16 protein-coding genes and 1 riboswitch are annotated in these 17,190 nt (G+C 46.2%); of the genes, 11 read left to right on the top strand and 5 right to left on the bottom strand.

Features of this window, described 5'->3' with window-relative positions:
* The first annotated feature begins 91 nt into the window (after positions 1-91).
* From K8S15_14880 to K8S15_14850, 7 genes are all read left to right on the top strand, one after another.
* Positions 92-709, top strand: a complete 618-nt coding sequence (locus K8S15_14880) for a class I SAM-dependent methyltransferase (protein MCD4777318.1) — start codon at positions 92-94, stop codon at positions 707-709.
* A 93-nt stretch (positions 710-802) separates the two neighbouring features.
* Positions 803-1,189, top strand: a complete 387-nt coding sequence (locus tag K8S15_14875) for a nuclear transport factor 2 family protein (GenBank protein MCD4777317.1) — start codon at positions 803-805, stop codon at positions 1,187-1,189.
* A 52-nt stretch (positions 1,190-1,241) separates the two neighbouring features.
* Entirely contained in the window at positions 1,242-1,865 is a 624-nt protein-coding gene (locus tag K8S15_14870; protein MCD4777316.1) for a hypothetical protein, read from the top strand.
* A gap of 70 nt (positions 1,866-1,935) precedes the next feature.
* On the top strand, positions 1,936-2,310 hold the full coding sequence (locus K8S15_14865) for a hypothetical protein (GenBank protein ID MCD4777315.1): 375 nt from the start codon (positions 1,936-1,938) through the stop codon (positions 2,308-2,310).
* A 114-nt stretch (positions 2,311-2,424) separates the two neighbouring features.
* On the top strand, positions 2,425-2,802 hold the full coding sequence (locus K8S15_14860) for a hypothetical protein (GenBank protein MCD4777314.1): 378 nt from the start codon (positions 2,425-2,427) through the stop codon (positions 2,800-2,802).
* Between the two features lie 35 nt (positions 2,803-2,837).
* Entirely contained in the window at positions 2,838-3,446 is a 609-nt protein-coding gene (locus K8S15_14855) for a methyltransferase domain-containing protein (protein MCD4777313.1), read from the top strand.
* Positions 3,447-3,724: 278 nt separating this feature from the next.
* Positions 3,725-7,348, top strand: coding sequence for a lamin tail domain-containing protein (locus tag K8S15_14850; protein MCD4777312.1), 3,624 nt, complete (start codon positions 3,725-3,727; stop codon positions 7,346-7,348).
* Between the two features lie 18 nt (positions 7,349-7,366).
* Here the strand turns inward: K8S15_14850 and K8S15_14845 are convergent, their stop codons facing one another.
* From K8S15_14845 to K8S15_14835, 3 genes are all read right to left on the bottom strand, one after another.
* Positions 7,367-8,317, bottom strand: coding sequence for an NAD-dependent epimerase/dehydratase family protein (locus K8S15_14845; GenBank protein ID MCD4777311.1), 951 nt, complete (start codon positions 8,315-8,317; stop codon positions 7,367-7,369).
* A gap of 91 nt (positions 8,318-8,408) precedes the next feature.
* Positions 8,409-9,095: a peptidylprolyl isomerase gene (locus K8S15_14840; protein MCD4777310.1), complete on the bottom strand. Its 687-nt coding sequence runs from the start codon at positions 9,093-9,095 to the stop codon at positions 8,409-8,411.
* Positions 9,096-10,087: 992 nt separating this feature from the next.
* Positions 10,088-10,387, bottom strand: a complete 300-nt coding sequence (locus K8S15_14835) for a DUF2007 domain-containing protein (GenBank protein MCD4777309.1) — start codon at positions 10,385-10,387, stop codon at positions 10,088-10,090.
* Between the two features lie 87 nt (positions 10,388-10,474).
* A riboswitch (TPP riboswitch) is annotated at positions 10,475-10,567 on the top strand.
* Here K8S15_14835 and thiC point away from each other — a divergent pair.
* The 4 genes from thiC (at position 10,566) to K8S15_14815 (ending at position 13,941) form a co-directional block, all read left to right on the top strand.
* The gene (thiC, locus tag K8S15_14830; protein ID MCD4777308.1) at positions 10,566-11,873 is read left to right on the top strand and encodes a phosphomethylpyrimidine synthase ThiC; all 1,308 of its coding nucleotides are present in this window, start codon (positions 10,566-10,568) and stop codon (positions 11,871-11,873) included. It overlaps the preceding riboswitch by 2 nt.
* Positions 11,870-13,225 (top strand): sulfatase, encoded by a 1,356-nt coding sequence (locus K8S15_14825; GenBank protein ID MCD4777307.1) that lies wholly within the window; start codon positions 11,870-11,872, stop codon positions 13,223-13,225. Before thiC ends, K8S15_14825 begins: the two co-directional genes overlap by 4 nt.
* A gap of 60 nt (positions 13,226-13,285) precedes the next feature.
* Positions 13,286-13,600 (top strand): hypothetical protein, encoded by a 315-nt coding sequence (locus K8S15_14820; GenBank protein ID MCD4777306.1) that lies wholly within the window; start codon positions 13,286-13,288, stop codon positions 13,598-13,600.
* A 23-nt stretch (positions 13,601-13,623) separates the two neighbouring features.
* Positions 13,624-13,941 (top strand): hypothetical protein, encoded by a 318-nt coding sequence (locus tag K8S15_14815; protein ID MCD4777305.1) that lies wholly within the window; start codon positions 13,624-13,626, stop codon positions 13,939-13,941.
* A 26-nt stretch (positions 13,942-13,967) separates the two neighbouring features.
* Here K8S15_14815 and K8S15_14810 read toward each other — a convergent pair whose 3' ends face one another.
* Positions 13,968-15,275 (bottom strand): diguanylate cyclase, encoded by a 1,308-nt coding sequence (locus K8S15_14810; protein MCD4777304.1) that lies wholly within the window; start codon positions 15,273-15,275, stop codon positions 13,968-13,970.
* Between the two features lie 660 nt (positions 15,276-15,935).
* Positions 15,936-17,180 (bottom strand): MFS transporter, encoded by a 1,245-nt coding sequence (locus K8S15_14805; GenBank protein MCD4777303.1) that lies wholly within the window; start codon positions 17,178-17,180, stop codon positions 15,936-15,938.
* Positions 17,181-17,190 lie beyond the last annotated feature (10 nt).

Genomic DNA, 17,190 nt, shown 5'->3' with positions numbered 1-17,190 from the left:
TGTTATGCAAACGTTCACAGATCTGGTGTGAAAACTCCCGGCAGGTTGTGTAACGTATACAACGTAGACGGAAAGTGAGAAAGATCAAAGTATGAATGAATCCGATTACAGCGAAACGGCAAGTAATTATGACAGTCAGGTTAAAGAGTATGACAGTTACGGTCATGATGTGCTTTTCGGGATGAGCTATGATTATGTCAAAGCAGATGAGAAGCTGCTCGATATTGGCATTGGTACCGGCCTTTCCTCCATACACTTCGCAAGAGCCGGCCTGAAGATCTATGGGCTTGATAAATCACAGGAAATGCTGAGTGCATGTCAGTCAAAATCGTTCACGGAAGAGCTGAAGCGTTTCGATATTACCTGTGATAAGATCCCTTATAAAAATAAATATTTCAATCATGTCATCTGCTGTGGAGTCTTCCATTTCATCGGGGATCTGTCAGACATCCTCACTGATGCAAGAAGAGTCATGAGAGAAGGTGGGATATTCGCCTTTACAACCGCGCCTCAGGAAACGGATGCGGGTTACATTGAAGAGCCGACTGACTGGGAAGTATCAATGTTCAAACATTCCCCACAGTACATTAATGACCTGCTATACGAGAACGGCCTGGAACTGATAAAAGAACAGAGACTACTGCTGAAGAGTGCGGACAAGACCAGCTACAACATGATGTTTTCAGTAATGATCACCAGGTGCCGGTGATACCAGAACGAAAAGAAAAGAACCTCTGAGATAAGCAGGAAGTACAGAATTTACACTATGCGGGAAGATGAATAAACAGAAAGTACGGTTGTAATGACAGCAAAAGAAGTTGTGCTTGCCTTCTGGAAGTCAATGGGAAGTAATGATTTTTACAAAGGCAGCGAGTGGTTATCTGAAGGTTTTGAGTGCTACTGGCCTCAATCGTCGGAATTGATCATCGGCAGAAAGAACTTCGCTGAGATAAATACAAATTATCCTGCAAACGGCCCCTGGAGGTTTTGCGTCAATTCAATTGTCTGCGAAGGCAATCAGGTGGTTACCGATGTAAGTATCACCGATGGCGAAGTTATCGCCAGAGCGATAACATTCCATACGGTTGAGAACGGGTTAATCACCAGACAAACGGAATTCTGGCCGGATAACTACGATGCTCCGGAGTGGCGGCAACAGTGGGTTAAAAATGTGAAACAAGTATTGTAATCGTGCTGGATCATCCAGCAGGTTACTCATTTAAAGTGTTGAATGGATCAGAATGAGAAAAATGAAAGAAAGTGTAGCTGCAGTGACCCTGGTCCTTCTGTTCTTGATTGTCCTCTCATGTTCACAAAGTAAAAGCTTGGGTGTACCGGAAATGACAGATGAGCAACCTTCCAAATTTATCGTAAGAACTCCCAGCGATGTGGAAGGGATCGATTTTGTTATAACCTTAGATCATGAAGTCGCCAACCAGGATTATGTGGCTGAAGCATTTTCAAGCGTTCCCCTGACCGATACATATGCCGCGGAAAGAAGGGTTGATAGCGGATTGGTGTTCCTTGTGTTTGAGAATATCAGGCAGGTAGAAGAATACATCATACCACATGAGGATATATCAGCGGTGGTTCAGATAAGATACGATATGGATGTGTATGACAAGACAGACGTTGTTCTCACCCAAGAGAACGTAATAATGGTGCATACTACCACATCGAATGCGGGGATATTCACAAGGAGCGATGTCTATATTCTGCCTTATCCGGAAACAGGTTTCGAGTACATGTCTTTTTTAAGCGGTTCAGAAACAGGACATGAACAGCAATTAGATATCCTGTACGCTGCGCTTCTGTTCTACTATAGAACAGCCGACCCTTCGTATCAGCAAGTTGAATACTTATAACATTGAAGCGGAATGACTTTCCAGGATAGTTATATGACTGATAACAGGTATCAGAAGAACAGGAGATCGAATGGGTGAAATACTACTTACAATCGGTGCAATCTACAGTATTGGTTTTGCTATCTTTCATGTGATGTTCTGGAAAATATTCAAATGGAAAACCAATTTGCGATCAATAACTCGAATCAATCGAGGAATAATGCAGGTTTTGAATCTACGGCTTATTTACGTTTTCCTTTTCTTTGCATACGTTTCTTTCTTTCAGCAAAAGGCACTTTTATCTACTCCACTTGGAGAAATAGTTCTGATTTTTATTTCAATCTTCTGGTTAATGAGAGCTACCGAGCAGCTTATTTTCTTCGATCGAAAAAACTCAGTTTCAATTGCTTTAACAATTACTTTCGCGGTAGGTGGTGGTCTTTATCTGATTCCTGTTTTTTGTTAGATATTGAAAAGAAGGCAGAATGCCGAGCCTGATGCCAGGAACAGCGGGAACAAAGGAAGCCTGCTATATTTCTGTTGTTAGAAAAGACTTAAGCGTCAAGAAGGGAGAAAAAGGATGAATGCGGAGAAAAAAGTATTACCCTCAATATACATTCAGACTGCAATAGCACTGATGCTCATACAACTTGTTCACAAAATCGTCCGTGAGATACCGGGGGCGATAAAATTGGGAGGACCAGGTACGGTAGCAGTTCCGATATTTGCGGGAATGCTTGTAATCGGCATAATACTGCTCTTCTTGCGAAACAAATGGGGATTGATCCTTGGTGTTGTAGATGGCGCATTTATGATATTCCAACCGATCCTTGTTCATATTATTCTTGCTAATCCTGACCAGAATGGCATCTGGTGGTACCCTGTATTCCCATGGATACAGGGAATACTAATTATTTATTTCTGTCGTCTTGCATGGAATAACTGGCAACAGGTCTAGTCCAGGTATTTGCAAATGTTTAGCATTCTATCCGCATGAACAACATATACGATAAAAGGTACGATCAGGACGAGTATTACTGGGGACTGAAGCCTTCATCGAACTGCTTCAGAGTGCTTGAGATTATCCCGCCTGATCGTCCGCTGAAACTGCTTGACGTAGGCTGCGGTGAAGGTCGGGATGCTGTATTCTTCGCAAGCAGGGGTTACACCGTCACAGCGTTCGACATATCTCCCATTGGCATCGAGAAGGCAAGGCAGCTCGCGGGCAAAGCGGAGGTCTCACTTGATGTGTTCCTGGCTGATATTAATGAATTCCGATTGACTGATACATATGACATCATCTTCTCCACAGGGGTGCTGCAGTACATTCCGGAGAACCTCCGGCCGGAGGTTCTCGGGAACTACCGTCAGTTCACAAATCCCGGAGGTATAAACGCTCTGTCCGTTTTCGTGAATAAACCGTTCATCGCCCGGGCGCCTGATGAAGAACAAACCTCTCACAGTTGGATATCCGGAGAATTGCTCACTCATTATCATGACTGGAGGATAGAGTTCACGACAGAGGAGATATTCGACTGCATGTCGAGCGGTGTGCAGCATCAACATGCCATAAGCAGAGTGATCGCAAGAAAAGAGCTTTAACGAGAAATATCCTTTTATGCAATCCCTCGTAACTAGAACCTTGAAAGCAACAATCCGCTAATAGACGGTCTTCGCAGGTGTAGACTCAGATAATTTATTCATTTTATTGCTTACTGCTCCATTGTCTCAAAACAATACCACATATCGCATAATACTCCTGAAGCACCTTATTGGCGCATTTGAGGATATTCCAGCCCTTATTACTCCTCTTCCTTTCGGTCGATAGTTCATTTCAAAGCTTGACAGATATGGATTTTTCCGGATAAACTCATAGCAATATGATATTTTATGCAATCCTGCAGTTCGTACTGCTTTCACAGTCCCCTGTGATAACTGAAATCACTACGAACCCGCTTCACGAAGCATCCGGCGAATTCGTCGAGATATACAATCCCTCGTCCGAGCCGATATGTCTTGAAGGATATTCTATTACAGACGGCGACGCCCTTGATGAATTGCTATTGTGGAACGAAGCTGCCTACGGGCCCTTTCCCCACCCGGGCATGCTGCTTGGCACAGATACATTACCCGCAGAGAGCTTCGCATTGATCTTCGAACTGGACTACCTCGATCATCCTGTCTACAATATCCCCTCCGGAACCCTGATACTGACAACAGGCGACCATTCCATATGCAACGGTTTTGCGGCTTCATCTGATCCGCTAACGCTTTTCAATCAGGGCGGGACCACGAACAGCAACGCAGTAAGCACGTATGGAACACCCGTACCCTCTGATGCCTGGCAGAACCGTGACGATGACGGCCTTGACGATATTCCTTTCGATCCCGGCGAGGGCTTTACGGTTGAACGTTTTCCCTGGTACTCACCCGACCAGGAAGGTTACTGGATAACGGGTCCTGAAGGTGGCTCTCCAGGCTCTCACGCTGAGGCGCCTCCGGATACACTGAACATTTCGTGTGATAGCGTATGGACGGTCCCTTCGGAACCATCTCCCGGCGAGCTGTTCCAGCTCAGCGCTTCCTTCACATGCTGGGGAAACACTTCACCCTCCTCAGGTACACTTGTCCTGTTCCTTGACAGTCAGGGGGATTCCGTCGCATCTCCAGATGAGATTCTGGCGGAGTTTTCCGCGGAATTGCTTCAACCAGGATTCACTGAAACATTCAATGCTTCAATATCGCTTGAGCAGGGCTGGTTCCTCCCCTCTGCTGTCTCGATCGTTCCGGAGGACGAATATCCGGAAGACGATTTCGCGTCCTGTCCTACAGCCGTAGGAGGCGGAATAAACCCCGTGATTACCGAAGTTATGTGCAATCCTCTTGATGAGGATACCGGCGAATTCATTGAGGTTTTCTACCCCGGTCCGGGTGTTTTTCCTGTTATCGGATGTTCTTTCACGGACGGTGATGCCCTTGATTATATCTGTGAATGGTACGAGGCGCTTCTAAGCGATCCTGACGCGGTTTACGGCTGCTGTATACCTGCCGGACACTACGGGCTAATTATGGACCCAGAATATGCTGAGAGCATGCAGGAATACAATCTGGGAGAATCCACCTATGTATTCACCATTGAAAATACAACCATAGGCAATGGCTTGACGGGCAACGATCCGATCACGCTGTACAGCATGTCCGGCTCTGCTCAGGTGAATGTCCTTTCAACCTACGGAACTCCTCTTCAATACGATGACCCTCTGCTCTGCGATGACGACGGCCTTGACGGTATACCCTTCGATCCAGGAGAATATCATAGTGTGGAAAGAAAGTCATCGGACCTTCCGGACGAAGAATACTGCTGGACTGTTTCACCCGAGGGAGGAACACCGGGGTGTCCTGCAGTATTCGCAGATACTTCTGATGCCTCGGTCGATTCTCTTATTCTAACCCCTTCCCAGCCCCAGCCCGGTCAACCCTTGCAGATATCATCGGTAGTGTCAAACCGGGGTACAGCCACAGCTTACGGGATAGAAGTGACGATCTTCATTGATTCCAACGCGGATTCGCTTCCACAACCCGATGAAATATGCTGCATTGAAATGGCTGACTCCCTCTACCCCAACGAGACCTATACCGTGACGGTTACGGTAAGCACCCCTGCAGAAGGGTGCTACCTTGCCGCTGCAGGGGTTTACCTTCCAGGAGACCTGGTTCCGGAAAATGATGTTCTTCATAAGAGTTTTATGACAGGTGAAGGCGTCTCTCTGGTTGTGACCGAAGTTGTATGCAACCCCTCGGCAGAGGATTACGATGAGTTCATTGAAATCTACTATCCGGGTCCAGGCGTTTTTGACATCTCCGGGTGCCGCTTCACAGATGGCGACGCCGTTGATGAAATTGTTCAATGGAACGATGAGTTCGGAATTCTGCAGGATCCTGACGCAGTTGAATCCCCCTACCTGCTGGCAGGTTGTTACGGTGTAATCCTTGACCGCGAATACACAACAGGAAGCCAGCCCTGGGATTTTCCGCAGGGCACCATAGTGCTTGCTACGGGCAATACAACGCTGGGCGATGGTCTCTCCAGTAATGATCCCGTAACTCTATACTCATCTGCCGGAACAGCCTCCTGTAATGTGATGTCCACCTTTGGCACTCCGCTTGATTACGACGATCCCCTTATGAGAGACGATGACGAACTGGACGAAATCCCCTTTGACCCGGGTGAGGACAACAGCGTTCAAAGAAAAGAAACCATCGAACCGGACACCGAAGAAAACTGGTTCGCGTCACCTGAAGGCCCTACTCCAGGAAACCCTTCACCTTTCTTCGTAGATGGCATTGACGCAGAGGCTGCAGACATGGAATGCATGCCGCCCATGGGCCCTGGAGACGAGTATATTGTCCTGCTTGCGGAGTTCACCAACTCCGGAACGGACACAATACCTTCGAGTGAAATGACCGTTTTCTTCTACAGCGATATCGATGAAAGCGGAACGCCATCTGGCAGTGAACTGATAGACAGTTATGTCTGCGGTGTAATAGTCCCGGGAGATACTGTCCTGGCCAACTGCGAGTGGAATTCCTGCAGCGGGGATATGCTTCTCTTTGCTGTAGCCGTCTGTCCGGAGGATTCTTTCCCTTCAAACGATTCTACTTCGTGCGTATGGAACGAATCCGGACCGGTTATCATTAATGAAATTATGTACAGCCCCTCCCCCGGCAATCCTGAATGGGTTGAAATTGTGAACAGATCTTCCAGTCCGGTTCAGCTTGAGGGCTGGACCTTCGAGGATTCCAGAGAAATGTTCGTGTTCTGCAGTGATAGCACAACAATAAAACCTGACAGTTTCGCCGTTCTTGTCTCCGATTCCTCCGCTTTCAGAACGATCTGGCCATACGTTCAATGCCCGCTTCTGCAGCCTCCAGACTGGCCAACACTGAACAATACAACGCAACAGGGGGAGGAATGGGCGGATATACTGATGCTCAGAAATTCCTCTGGAAACGTAATGGATTACGTGCCGTACGATGACGAATGGGGCGGTTCGTCAGGTGTAAGCCTTGAGAAGATTAATCCGGATTTCAGCGGATACGAAGCTTCGAGCTGGGCCAGCTGCTCAGCAGGTGGAACTCCGGGTAAATGCAACAGCTGCTGCGCTGCAGGCGGCAGCAGCTCAGGGAAATTCCTTGATTATTACCCTGACCCTTTCTCCCCCGACGGAAACGGCAGGAACGATGTTCTTACAATAGAAATGAACTTCCAGCATACGGAGAATGAAGTAACACTCGAAATCTATAACGTTCAGGGAAGACTTCTGCTTCAGCTTCTAAAGAATGAACCGTGCGGTTCATCCAGGGTTGTCACATGGGATGGAACGAACGAGAACGGAGGAAGGCTTCCGGTGGGAAGGTATATCATTTATCTCAATGCACGGGCAGAAGATACGGGTGAATACCGCGAAATGTGTGATGTAGTGATTCTTGCCAGGCCGCTTTGAATCGGGAATAACCGTCTGTTACATTAGTTTTTTTCTGAGCTTCTCCAGCATGTCTTCTGTCATTGAGTCAAGATCCCAGTCAGCTTTCCAGCCCCACTCCTCACGAGCAGCCGAATCGTCTACACATGTTGGCCATGTATCCGCTATCGCCTGGCGGTAATCCGGTTCGTAATCAACCTTAAAATCAGTGATATGCTTCCTTATGCTTTCAGCTATATCCCCCGCGGTCACTGAGAGCGCCCCAACATTGAAATCGCTGTGGTGAACAAGATTATCAGGATCGGCTTCGGCAAGATCAAGTGTGGCCTTTATGCAGTCAGGCATATACATCATGGGAAGCATGGTATCCTCTTTTACGAAACAGGTGTATTTGCCGTCTTCTATGGCTTTGTAGTAGATGTCCACTGCATAATCGGTGGTTCCCCCTCCTGGAAGGGTTTCCGATGAAATTATCCCGGGATAACGCAATCCTCTGACATCAAGGTTGAATTTCTGAACGTAGTAATCGCAAAGCAGCTCCCCTGAAACCTTGGTTACACCGTATATGGTTCTCGGCCGCAGTATCGTCTCCTGGGGCGTGTTAATTCTTGGCGTCTCGGGACCAAAGGCGGCTATTGAACTGGGTATGATAATCCTTGTCAGATCGTTCTTCCTGGCAGCCTCCAGGATATTAAGTGTGCCATCCATGTTAACTTTCCAGCAAAGCTGGGGATAATGCTCGCCGGTGGCCGAAAGTATGGCAGCCATGTGAAATATAGAGTCTATTCTATTGTCAATTATTGCTTTTTCAACAGTTTCCGCATCTGTAACATCAAGTTCTATCCATGGGCCTCCAGTTACCAATGGACTGCTTTCATCGGATCTTATATCCGATGCGACAACGTTGTCTCTGCCGTACCGCTTCCGCAGTTCTTCGGTAAGTTCGGAACCAATCTGTCCAAGGGCACCTGTAACAAGGACTCTGTTCATTTTTCCGGTCATTTTTTACCTTTCGGAGAGGCTTGAATTCTTAAAAATTTCAGTTCGGAAATTAGCACAAACTAACTTATTCTGCAAGGGTTCATTCGATGCTGCGCACTACTTCGTTAATGGTTGTGCCAACTGTTATCTCATCAAGGAATTCAGTGTTTATGACGCGGCCGAAGGCTGTGTACCTTCCATCCAGTCTCCCATGATCATCAAGCATAATGAAGAACTGGCTGCCGGCTGTATTGAGCCCCGCGTCAGCCATGCCCAGTACTCCTCTGCCAAAATGCGATGGGCTTCTTTCGTTAGGTAGTATATAGCCCGGCCCCTCCGTTCCTACTCCCTCGGGGCATCCCGCCTGAGCCACAAACCCCGGAATCACTCTGTGAAACCTTATTCCATCGTAGAATCCACTCTCTGCAAGGTTCAGAAAACTGCTGCATGCAATCGGGGCTGTATCATCCCATAAAACAATTGTCAGATCCCCCGCATCCGTTCTGATTGTTACCGTATCGTGTATCGAGATCTCTATATCATAAGGAAATTCATACTGCGTCCAGATGAAATTCTCAACACTCTCCTCTTCCTCCCCGCTTTCAAGGCGGCTTCGCAGTATGACCGCATATTCATCGATCGTCTCCGGGTCGGTATAGCTCTCGCGGTGGGACAGGATATCCTGAAGAACGGTTTCAGCGTGAATGAAATCAGAAATATCCACCAGATACCATGCCCAGGAAACGGGAACCAGCCAGTAGGGATCTAAAAGCCATGCTTCCTCCATCAGGGAATCCACCGGCAACGAATCGCTGAGCCATGCGGTCTGCGCGGCTGCTCTTCTGCCAGGTTCCTGGTGTATCATCAGTTCCATTAAAAGAATACTATCGGAAGCACCAAGTTCCTTCGCTGCCATGTGTCCGACGGGCCCTGTCATCAGCGAGATTTCACTCAATTTCGCGGCGCCATCGGGATATCCAGCATCCCTTCTGGCAATTGCTGCAGCCAGGACTACATATGGAGTTGAATCGTCAAGCATCGGTTCAAGCAGCGCAGGATCGCATGCTGTAACCGCATTGTACCGCACAGCCCACAGTGGATCGGATAGCATGAGCGCGGCTTCCTGCGGAGGGCTGCATGAGGCTAAATAAATTCTTTCAAGTGGCGTTTCGTTACCGCTTGTGTTAAAAGTTTGAACCCTGCCAAGTTCGCTGAAATACCTTGCGGCCGCTCTGATTCCAGCTCTTTCAAGCTCTTCGATGATTAAATCACCGGTAATATCGACCCCCAGTTTGCCGAGGACTTCCAGAGAAAGAGCCTTCGTTGCGTCCGGAATGTAAACCCAGGAAGCACACACCGCCTCCACCAGCTTCTCCTGTTCCCCGGGTTCATCACCGGTTGATATGATATGCTGAACCCGTCTGAGGAAAGCGTCCAGTAAAAGCGGTGTATCTTTAACAAATTCCACTTCAGGTACGGTGCAGGAATCACCGTACTCCACCAGCAGTGGGGTCATTTCGCACTGAAAAGGCTCTTCGAGTATCGAAGCCGCCCAGGCTATACTGGTAGAATCTGAGGGGAATGCTAGAAGAACTGCGCCAGCGAAATTGTTGACGTTAAATAATTCGGGTCTGTAGCCGCTTCTTGCCATGAATACGAGAGCATCAACGGGTCTTACCGTAATGAACTCGTAAAAAATCGTTGAATCGGGAGGAACCGGTGAGGTATACCATGAAGAAATTCCCAGATAGATACATTGAATGAGAAGAAATGCAGTCATTAATCCATCCCCTCATCCACACCTTCATAATAACCTGAATCTTCATCGTCGATGCATGAATCAAGGTACTCAACTATCAGCCGTTTCGCTCTTTCGCTGTCGTACTCCATTACCATTACGTAACCCCAGACAGGATTCCATACCCTGGCAATTCCATCGTACATAGGTATCTGCCTGCTTCTTATAGCTGCGTCGATTCCCTGGCTTTCAAGAAATGCCTGTATGGTAATAGCTTCAATCTCATTCTTGGCTTCAAGAACCGTAACCAGCTTGCCTTCATTGTCGCTCTTCTCAGTCATCCCTCACCTCCTGCAGAATAATAATGAAAATATATTATATACGCACTTGACTTCTGAATTAAACCGTTAAGAATAGATGATGGAGTTAGCAATTATGGGGGGTGCCAGTACTGGCTGAGAATACACCCAATGAACCTGATCTGGTTAGCACCAGCGAAGGGAAAATGAAAGAGCAGGCATGACTACAGTAATAGAAGCAGCAAAGAACGGGAAAGCCCTTGAAATAGTAGGCAGAACGGCTGATCTTGAAGGAGTTGACACTGCCGTGTTGACAGGCGGCCTTGCAGACGGAACAATTGTAATCCCCGCCAACAATACACATGATATCCGCAGGCCCATCGCGATTGGCAGGGGCATGACCATCAAGATCAATGCGAATATCGGCAGTTCGGAAGATTTAGAGTCAGCAAAAGCTGAACTTGAAAAACTCCAGATCGCAGTTTCATACGGAGCCCACACCGTTATGGATCTTTCAACCGGCCCTCAATGGAAATCAATACTTACCAGGATAATGGAGATGAGCCCGGTGCCCATAGGTACTGTCCCTCTTTATCAGGTATTCGGCGAAGCGATGAGAGCGGAAAGAGATGTAAGTGATGTTTCAGAGGATGAAATATTCTCCGCTGTAGAGGATCACTGCAGAATGGGCGTAGACTACCTGACACTTCACTGTGGCGTAACGGAACGAGCCCTGAGCCTCCTTAAAAACCAGGGAAGGAAGCTCGGAATAGTCTCAAGGGGCGGTTCTCTTCTTGCGGAATGGATGGAAAAGAGAGGGAAGGAAAACCCTCTGTACGATCATTTTGACCGACTGATTGAAATTCTTCATGAGTACGATGTTACTTTCTCACTTGGTGACGGTCTGAGGCCAGGATGCCTTGCGGACGCTTCTGATCAGGCTCAGATTGAGGAACTCATATCACTTGGTGAACTACAGAAACTCTCGCATAATGCTGGAGTTCAGGTGATGATAGAAGGACCGGGTCACGTTCAGCTGGACAAAATTGCCGAGAATATCAGAATACAGAAAAGCCTCTGCAACAATGCGCCTTTCTACGTTCTTGGTCCAATAGTCACGGATATAGCCCCTGGGTATGATCATATAACTTCCGCGATAGGCGGCGCGCTGGCAGCCTGGTACGGCGCTGATTTTCTGTGCTATGTGACCCCTGCGGAGCATCTGAGGCTTCCCGACGCTGACGATGTAAGAACAGGTGTAATCTCAGCAAGAATAGCTGCCCACGCAGCTGATATCGCACGTGGTATCAAAGGAGCAATGGAACCCGATAATCTGATGGCGGAAGCCAGGAACAATTTCGACTGGGATGCGCAATACGAACTTGCAATGGATCCCCTCACGGCAAGGAAAGAGAGGGACGAAGCCCTTCCTTCCGATAATGATGTATGTTCGATGTGTGGTCATCTATGTGCCCTTAAAACAACCAAAAGAGCTTTTGAAAAGAATCTGGAGAAACAGAGAAAATGAAAAAACTGGCAAATGTTCTTACATTCGTTTCGGTTATCTCGTTTCTCATCCTGTCAGGATGCGGAAGTGAAGAAATCTCTTTGAACAAATATCCCGATATAGTTCTTGTTCTTATTGACACAATTAGAGCTGATCACCTGTCAGTGAACGGATACTACAGAGAAACCACTCCTGTGCTGGACAGTCTTGCCGCAAGCGGAACAATGTGGACCCGTGTCCAGAGTCAGAGCGGTTGGACTTTACCCGCAATGACAACCATCATGACAGGTCTTTCACAGCGATCCCATGGAGCTGGCCATTCAAACGGCGAATTCTATGGTATTGATTCTGCACTTCCAACCATTCCGCTGCTGCTTAAACGTGGAGCGGGATACCAGACAGCCGCCTTTTTCAATGTCATCTTCATGAACGAAGACTTCGGCTTCCATCAGGGTTTCGATCATTTTGACTGTCAAGGTTTTACAGGCATAGCAAGCCTACGGAACGCAGAGGAAACGGTGAACGATTACATCGATTGGTACGATGCTAATAGAGATCCGGCAAAACCTCTCTTCACAGCCATTCACTTTTTCGATCTGCATCTTCCCTACTCTCCGCCGCATCCGTGGGATACCCTTTACTCCAACCCGAAAGCTGATACTCTTTTCAATAAATTCTGGGGAACAATGGACGATGTTCTGGACTTCAATCAGGGTCTTGTCGAAATGGATTCAACCCAGCTTGAGATCATGATTGGCCTTTACGATGGCGAGCTGGCCTTCACGGACAACCAGATCGGCCGGATGATAACCGAACTGGAGACCAGGGGCACTCTTGAAAACACCGTCTTCGTTATTATCGGCGATCATGGAGAAGAATTCCTGGAACACGGCGGCATGGGTCACGGACATACACTATACCAGGAGTTACTCGATATACCACTAATAATTTCCGGCAGACACATACCAGTCAGTGTAAACAATGAAGTAACTGCTCAGATAGACATTTTACCCACTTTACTGGTCATGCTGGGATTTGATATTCCAATCTGGGCAGAAGGAAGGGATATCCTCCGTATCGATTCCGAACGAACATTGAGATACATACCTTCGAGCAACCTCATCTGGGCAACTCCGGATCTTGCGGCAGTAAGACTTGAGCACAGAGTGGTAATCGGAAATCCGCAGGAAGCTGAGCCGGTCCTTTACGACCTGCAGAATGATCCCCATGAATTAAACCCCATCACTCCAAGCAGAGAGACAATTAATCAGCTCTACTACTACTGGTCACTCCCGCAAAAGGGATTTCCGGAAATAGTACCCTTTGCCGAGAGCATGGACAGAACTCTGCAGGATCTTGGTTATGTCAGGTAATCGCTATTGCTTATCCATCCTGCAGGAACTATTTATTTAAATGGATAGGAGATGTATCAAATGGCTGATCCCGCACTAACGGCTGCGATGATTAGTGTTGGCACAACAGTGGCCACTTCAGCTGCAAATGCAATCGCAAATGCTGTAAAGGCGTCCGGGGCAATAATAAAGCTTCAACCCGGTGAATTCTCGAAAATTCTCTCTAAAACTACGGATCCGCTGATTGTAGTTTCGCCCACCGGTTTCAAAAAGAGAAAAACCCGATACCTCTTCTCCTGGAAGGGTTTTGTATTCTTCTGTGAAACAAAAGAACAGATAATCCTTCCTAAAGGTACCGAGACTATACTGGCCAATAAAATATGGATCCCCAGCTAACAGATAATGAAAGGGGATAAACCTTGAAACACCTTATGATTCCTGCTTCCTGGAAAAGCGCAACAGCCATGAAAAAAACTATAAAGGACAAAGAAAAGGACAATTGGAACGTAGTTGCGCTTGGGGATATCTCAGGTGGAAATATGCTGATCCTTGCCAATAACGGTTACAAATACGAACATGAGGTTATTCAGATATTCTGGAGCCTCAGGAGCAAAGTCTCCGATATCATCGCTGAAAAACAGGATGATGGCTGGAAAGTCGCCACTATCGGCGCATGTTTAGGCAGTACGCTTCTTATAATGAAGAGAAGAATTGATGATGAACCTGAAAAAGACTAAGGAAACAAATTCAGTTCTGTTTTGAATCAGGAAGAAGGAGTATCTGAATCTGAAAAACTGTAACAATCCTTCCCCTTTTGTTTAGCTTTATACATCGCATCATCCGCATCACTGATCAACATCTCCGGTGAACTCCCATCAAATGGATAAATACTGATCCCAATGCTCGCGGTTACATAAATACTATTACCATTGTGATTAATCGTTTGTTTAATTTCTGAAAGTATTTTTTCAACAATAGAGCAGATATTTGTTTTCTCTTTAACCTGTGAAAGCAGAACAGTAAACTCATCTCCTCCAATTCTGGCAATCGTATCAGTAGAACGGATATTATGTTTTAATCGTTTTGCAATTTCCTTCAGAACAGCATCACCAACTCCATGTCCGTATTTGTCATTGATATGTTTAAAGTCATCAAGATCAATAAATAGTATAACAGTCAAATGATGATAGCGATCAGCACGTTTGAATGCCACAACAATTTTCTCCCTGAATCGAACACGGTTTGCCAATCCCGTAAGCGGGTCAAAAAATGCCATAAGCCAAAGTTTTTCTTCATGATCCCGACGACTGAAATAACGAGGAAAATAAAGACCATACAATTTGTCTTTCCCTAATAAACGCGTAACATGTTCCTTAATACGATTTGCCGGAGCCATTATGAAACTGCAGGACGCGTCACCTCTAGCACGACATGAATATTCAACGGTAACAAGTGGTAAACCAAAACTTTCTGAACACCATCCCGAAGAATATCCTGAACTCATGATACAAACGGGTGTTCTTGAATGACGTTTTTTCCTTATCCAACTATCCGCTTCAAAAGAGTAACTATGCTCAAAATAAAGAATGTAATTCTCATCGGGAGTTGGATTTGATTCAGGTTCAATACGAACTTTGGCCCAGCCAGTGTGAGCAAAATGAAGTGGACCGGCTGAAAGTTTTTCGAGCGGGTTGGTTAGTCCCATACTTTCATGAAATAGTCTTGCATCTGATCGACCCATTGTATATGAAATGTCAAAAAGAAGGGCATTGATAACACTGTGTGCTTCATTACTTGCACCATAGATGCTGTGTACACTATCAAAAAAATCCAAAGCCAGAGTATCAGCTCTGAGAAGAAGATACCGTTCACCTGAAATGCTTATCATCCCCTCTTTTGCATTCTCTTTTCGACTGTTGAAATAGCGATCAATGTAAATTTGAGCTTTTGAAAAGATCGAGTGAAGCTGTTCTGGAATTTCTGCAGAAAGTAAATCTTTTTTGATATAATCCGGTTCAGTAATTATAGAGGATGATTTGATAGAGTTCTTACTGCTATCTTTCTTTTTCATTTAATCTTATAACCCCAATAGAAACTGAACTTCGCACTACCCTCTACGGTCTGGAATAACACTGCTAAATATACTGCTAACCGGTGCTATTCCATGTAGTAAGAGAATACATACAGCAAACCCTCACTGTCAAGCACATATCAAAACCTGAAGCCTCAGGCGAATTTTATCCGATATCATCGCTTGGAAACCGGAATAGAATTCAGAGAACGGAAGCCAGCTACAGATCATTTGTCGATAAGATCCAATCTGCGACTTCATCGAGATTGCTCCCGATAAAATCTGCGTATGGTCGAGCCGCCTCCAATTCCGATTTCTTTTTCCCCCATCCTGTTTTGACGAAACATCCAAGTCCGCCAAAGGATTTCGCTGCTAAAACATCGGAATCTGAAAGAAAGCTAACCTTGATTGGCATGACCAACGTTCCATTGAGATCTAGAAATACAGCTCGTTTGGTACCTTTATTCATCTCGTGCTAACTATAGGTCTGCGAGTCGTGATATTTCAGGGCAAGTCCATCCTCTCGATATTTCTTATCTAAATAGCTTAAATTCCTGTTTATATCAGAAAAAATGTATCGTATTTCAAATGACCATTTTCTTTCAGTTTTTGAATGGGTTTTTCTTTAACCTCGATTACAATATTCAATTTAAGTCAGTATTATTTCACCACGAACTCCGGTCTCTTCAGTCTCAGAGGAATGTACAGAAGCCCCATCAGTACTCCTGCTCCGGCAACTGCAATACCTATCCCGGCCATATCTGCAACCCAACCGCACACCGGGGCCAGAACCGTCATAACGAGCATTTTTATAAGTGATTCAACAGAAAGCCCCGAAGCCATTATCCTGTGAGGAACTTTATCACTGATATAGGTAACGCAGAGCGGCCTCCTGAGGTTCTGCAGGACAAAGAGAACAAGGTAAGCCCCAATGGTAACCACGTATACTGACAGTTCCTGAAAAATACCGGCAATTATCAGCATACTGAAGCCAATTATCCAGGTGATATTAATGGACTGAACAACACCTTTTAACCTCCTGCTGAATCTCCCGGAGTATCTTGATGCCGTACTTGCCGCAAGGAAAAGCACAAAATAGACAAGACCAGTAACTATGGCCGTTCTTCTGTTGCCACTCATTGCGGTGAAAACCGGCAATCCGATGGCAAGAGCTTTCAGTACAGGCTGGAGGTATTCCTTAAGAACCTTGAAAAATCCATCAAAAGTTGCGGAATTTATGATACTGAGGCGGGCATCACTCTTCCTGAATACCGATGCGAAATAGCGCATTGTATCCTTAATGCCGGGCCTGGCGTAGCCTTTTTCCACATCGGTTCCATTCAAAACCGAAGGGTACGAAGCGAGGTTCATCATGTTCAGGACACATGGAAACGCTGCGGCTAAAAATACGTACCTGAAGCTTCCCGTAATCAATACAAGAGTTGCAGCTATAAGCGCGTTGACCGCTGAGCCAATCTTTGAGGCAGCTCTGGTGGCCCCGTAGTAATCGGGCTTCCACTCCTGCTGCCCGGTAAGGTTCAGGTATTCAAGTATCATGGCTTTGTGTGTACCCGTTCTGAATGCTTCCCCACACGCGAAAAGCACCATGGCACTCGCCGCCGCGGTGTAGGACCGGAAGAAGAAGAAAGTGAGAAAACTGATGATGTATGCTGCCATGGAGAATATCATGGAGGTTTTTCTCCCACCGATATCCGCTACAAAACCCGTAGGCACCTCAAGAAATACTGTTGATATCTCTCTTATTGCGAATAGGATGCCAATATCGAGGAATGAAAACCCTATCTCCCTGAAATACAGTATGATGAAAGGCTCAAAAAAACGCAGATTCTTCAGAAATCCGTAAGCCGAGAATTTGTAGAACTGTGTGTCCCTTATGAAACTCAAAACTCTATTC

The organism is Candidatus Aegiribacteria sp., assembly GCA_021108005.1.
Lineage (GTDB): Bacteria > Fermentibacterota > Fermentibacteria > Fermentibacterales > JCC-6 > Aegiribacteria.
This window is presented reverse-complemented; position numbering and strand designations above follow the sequence as displayed.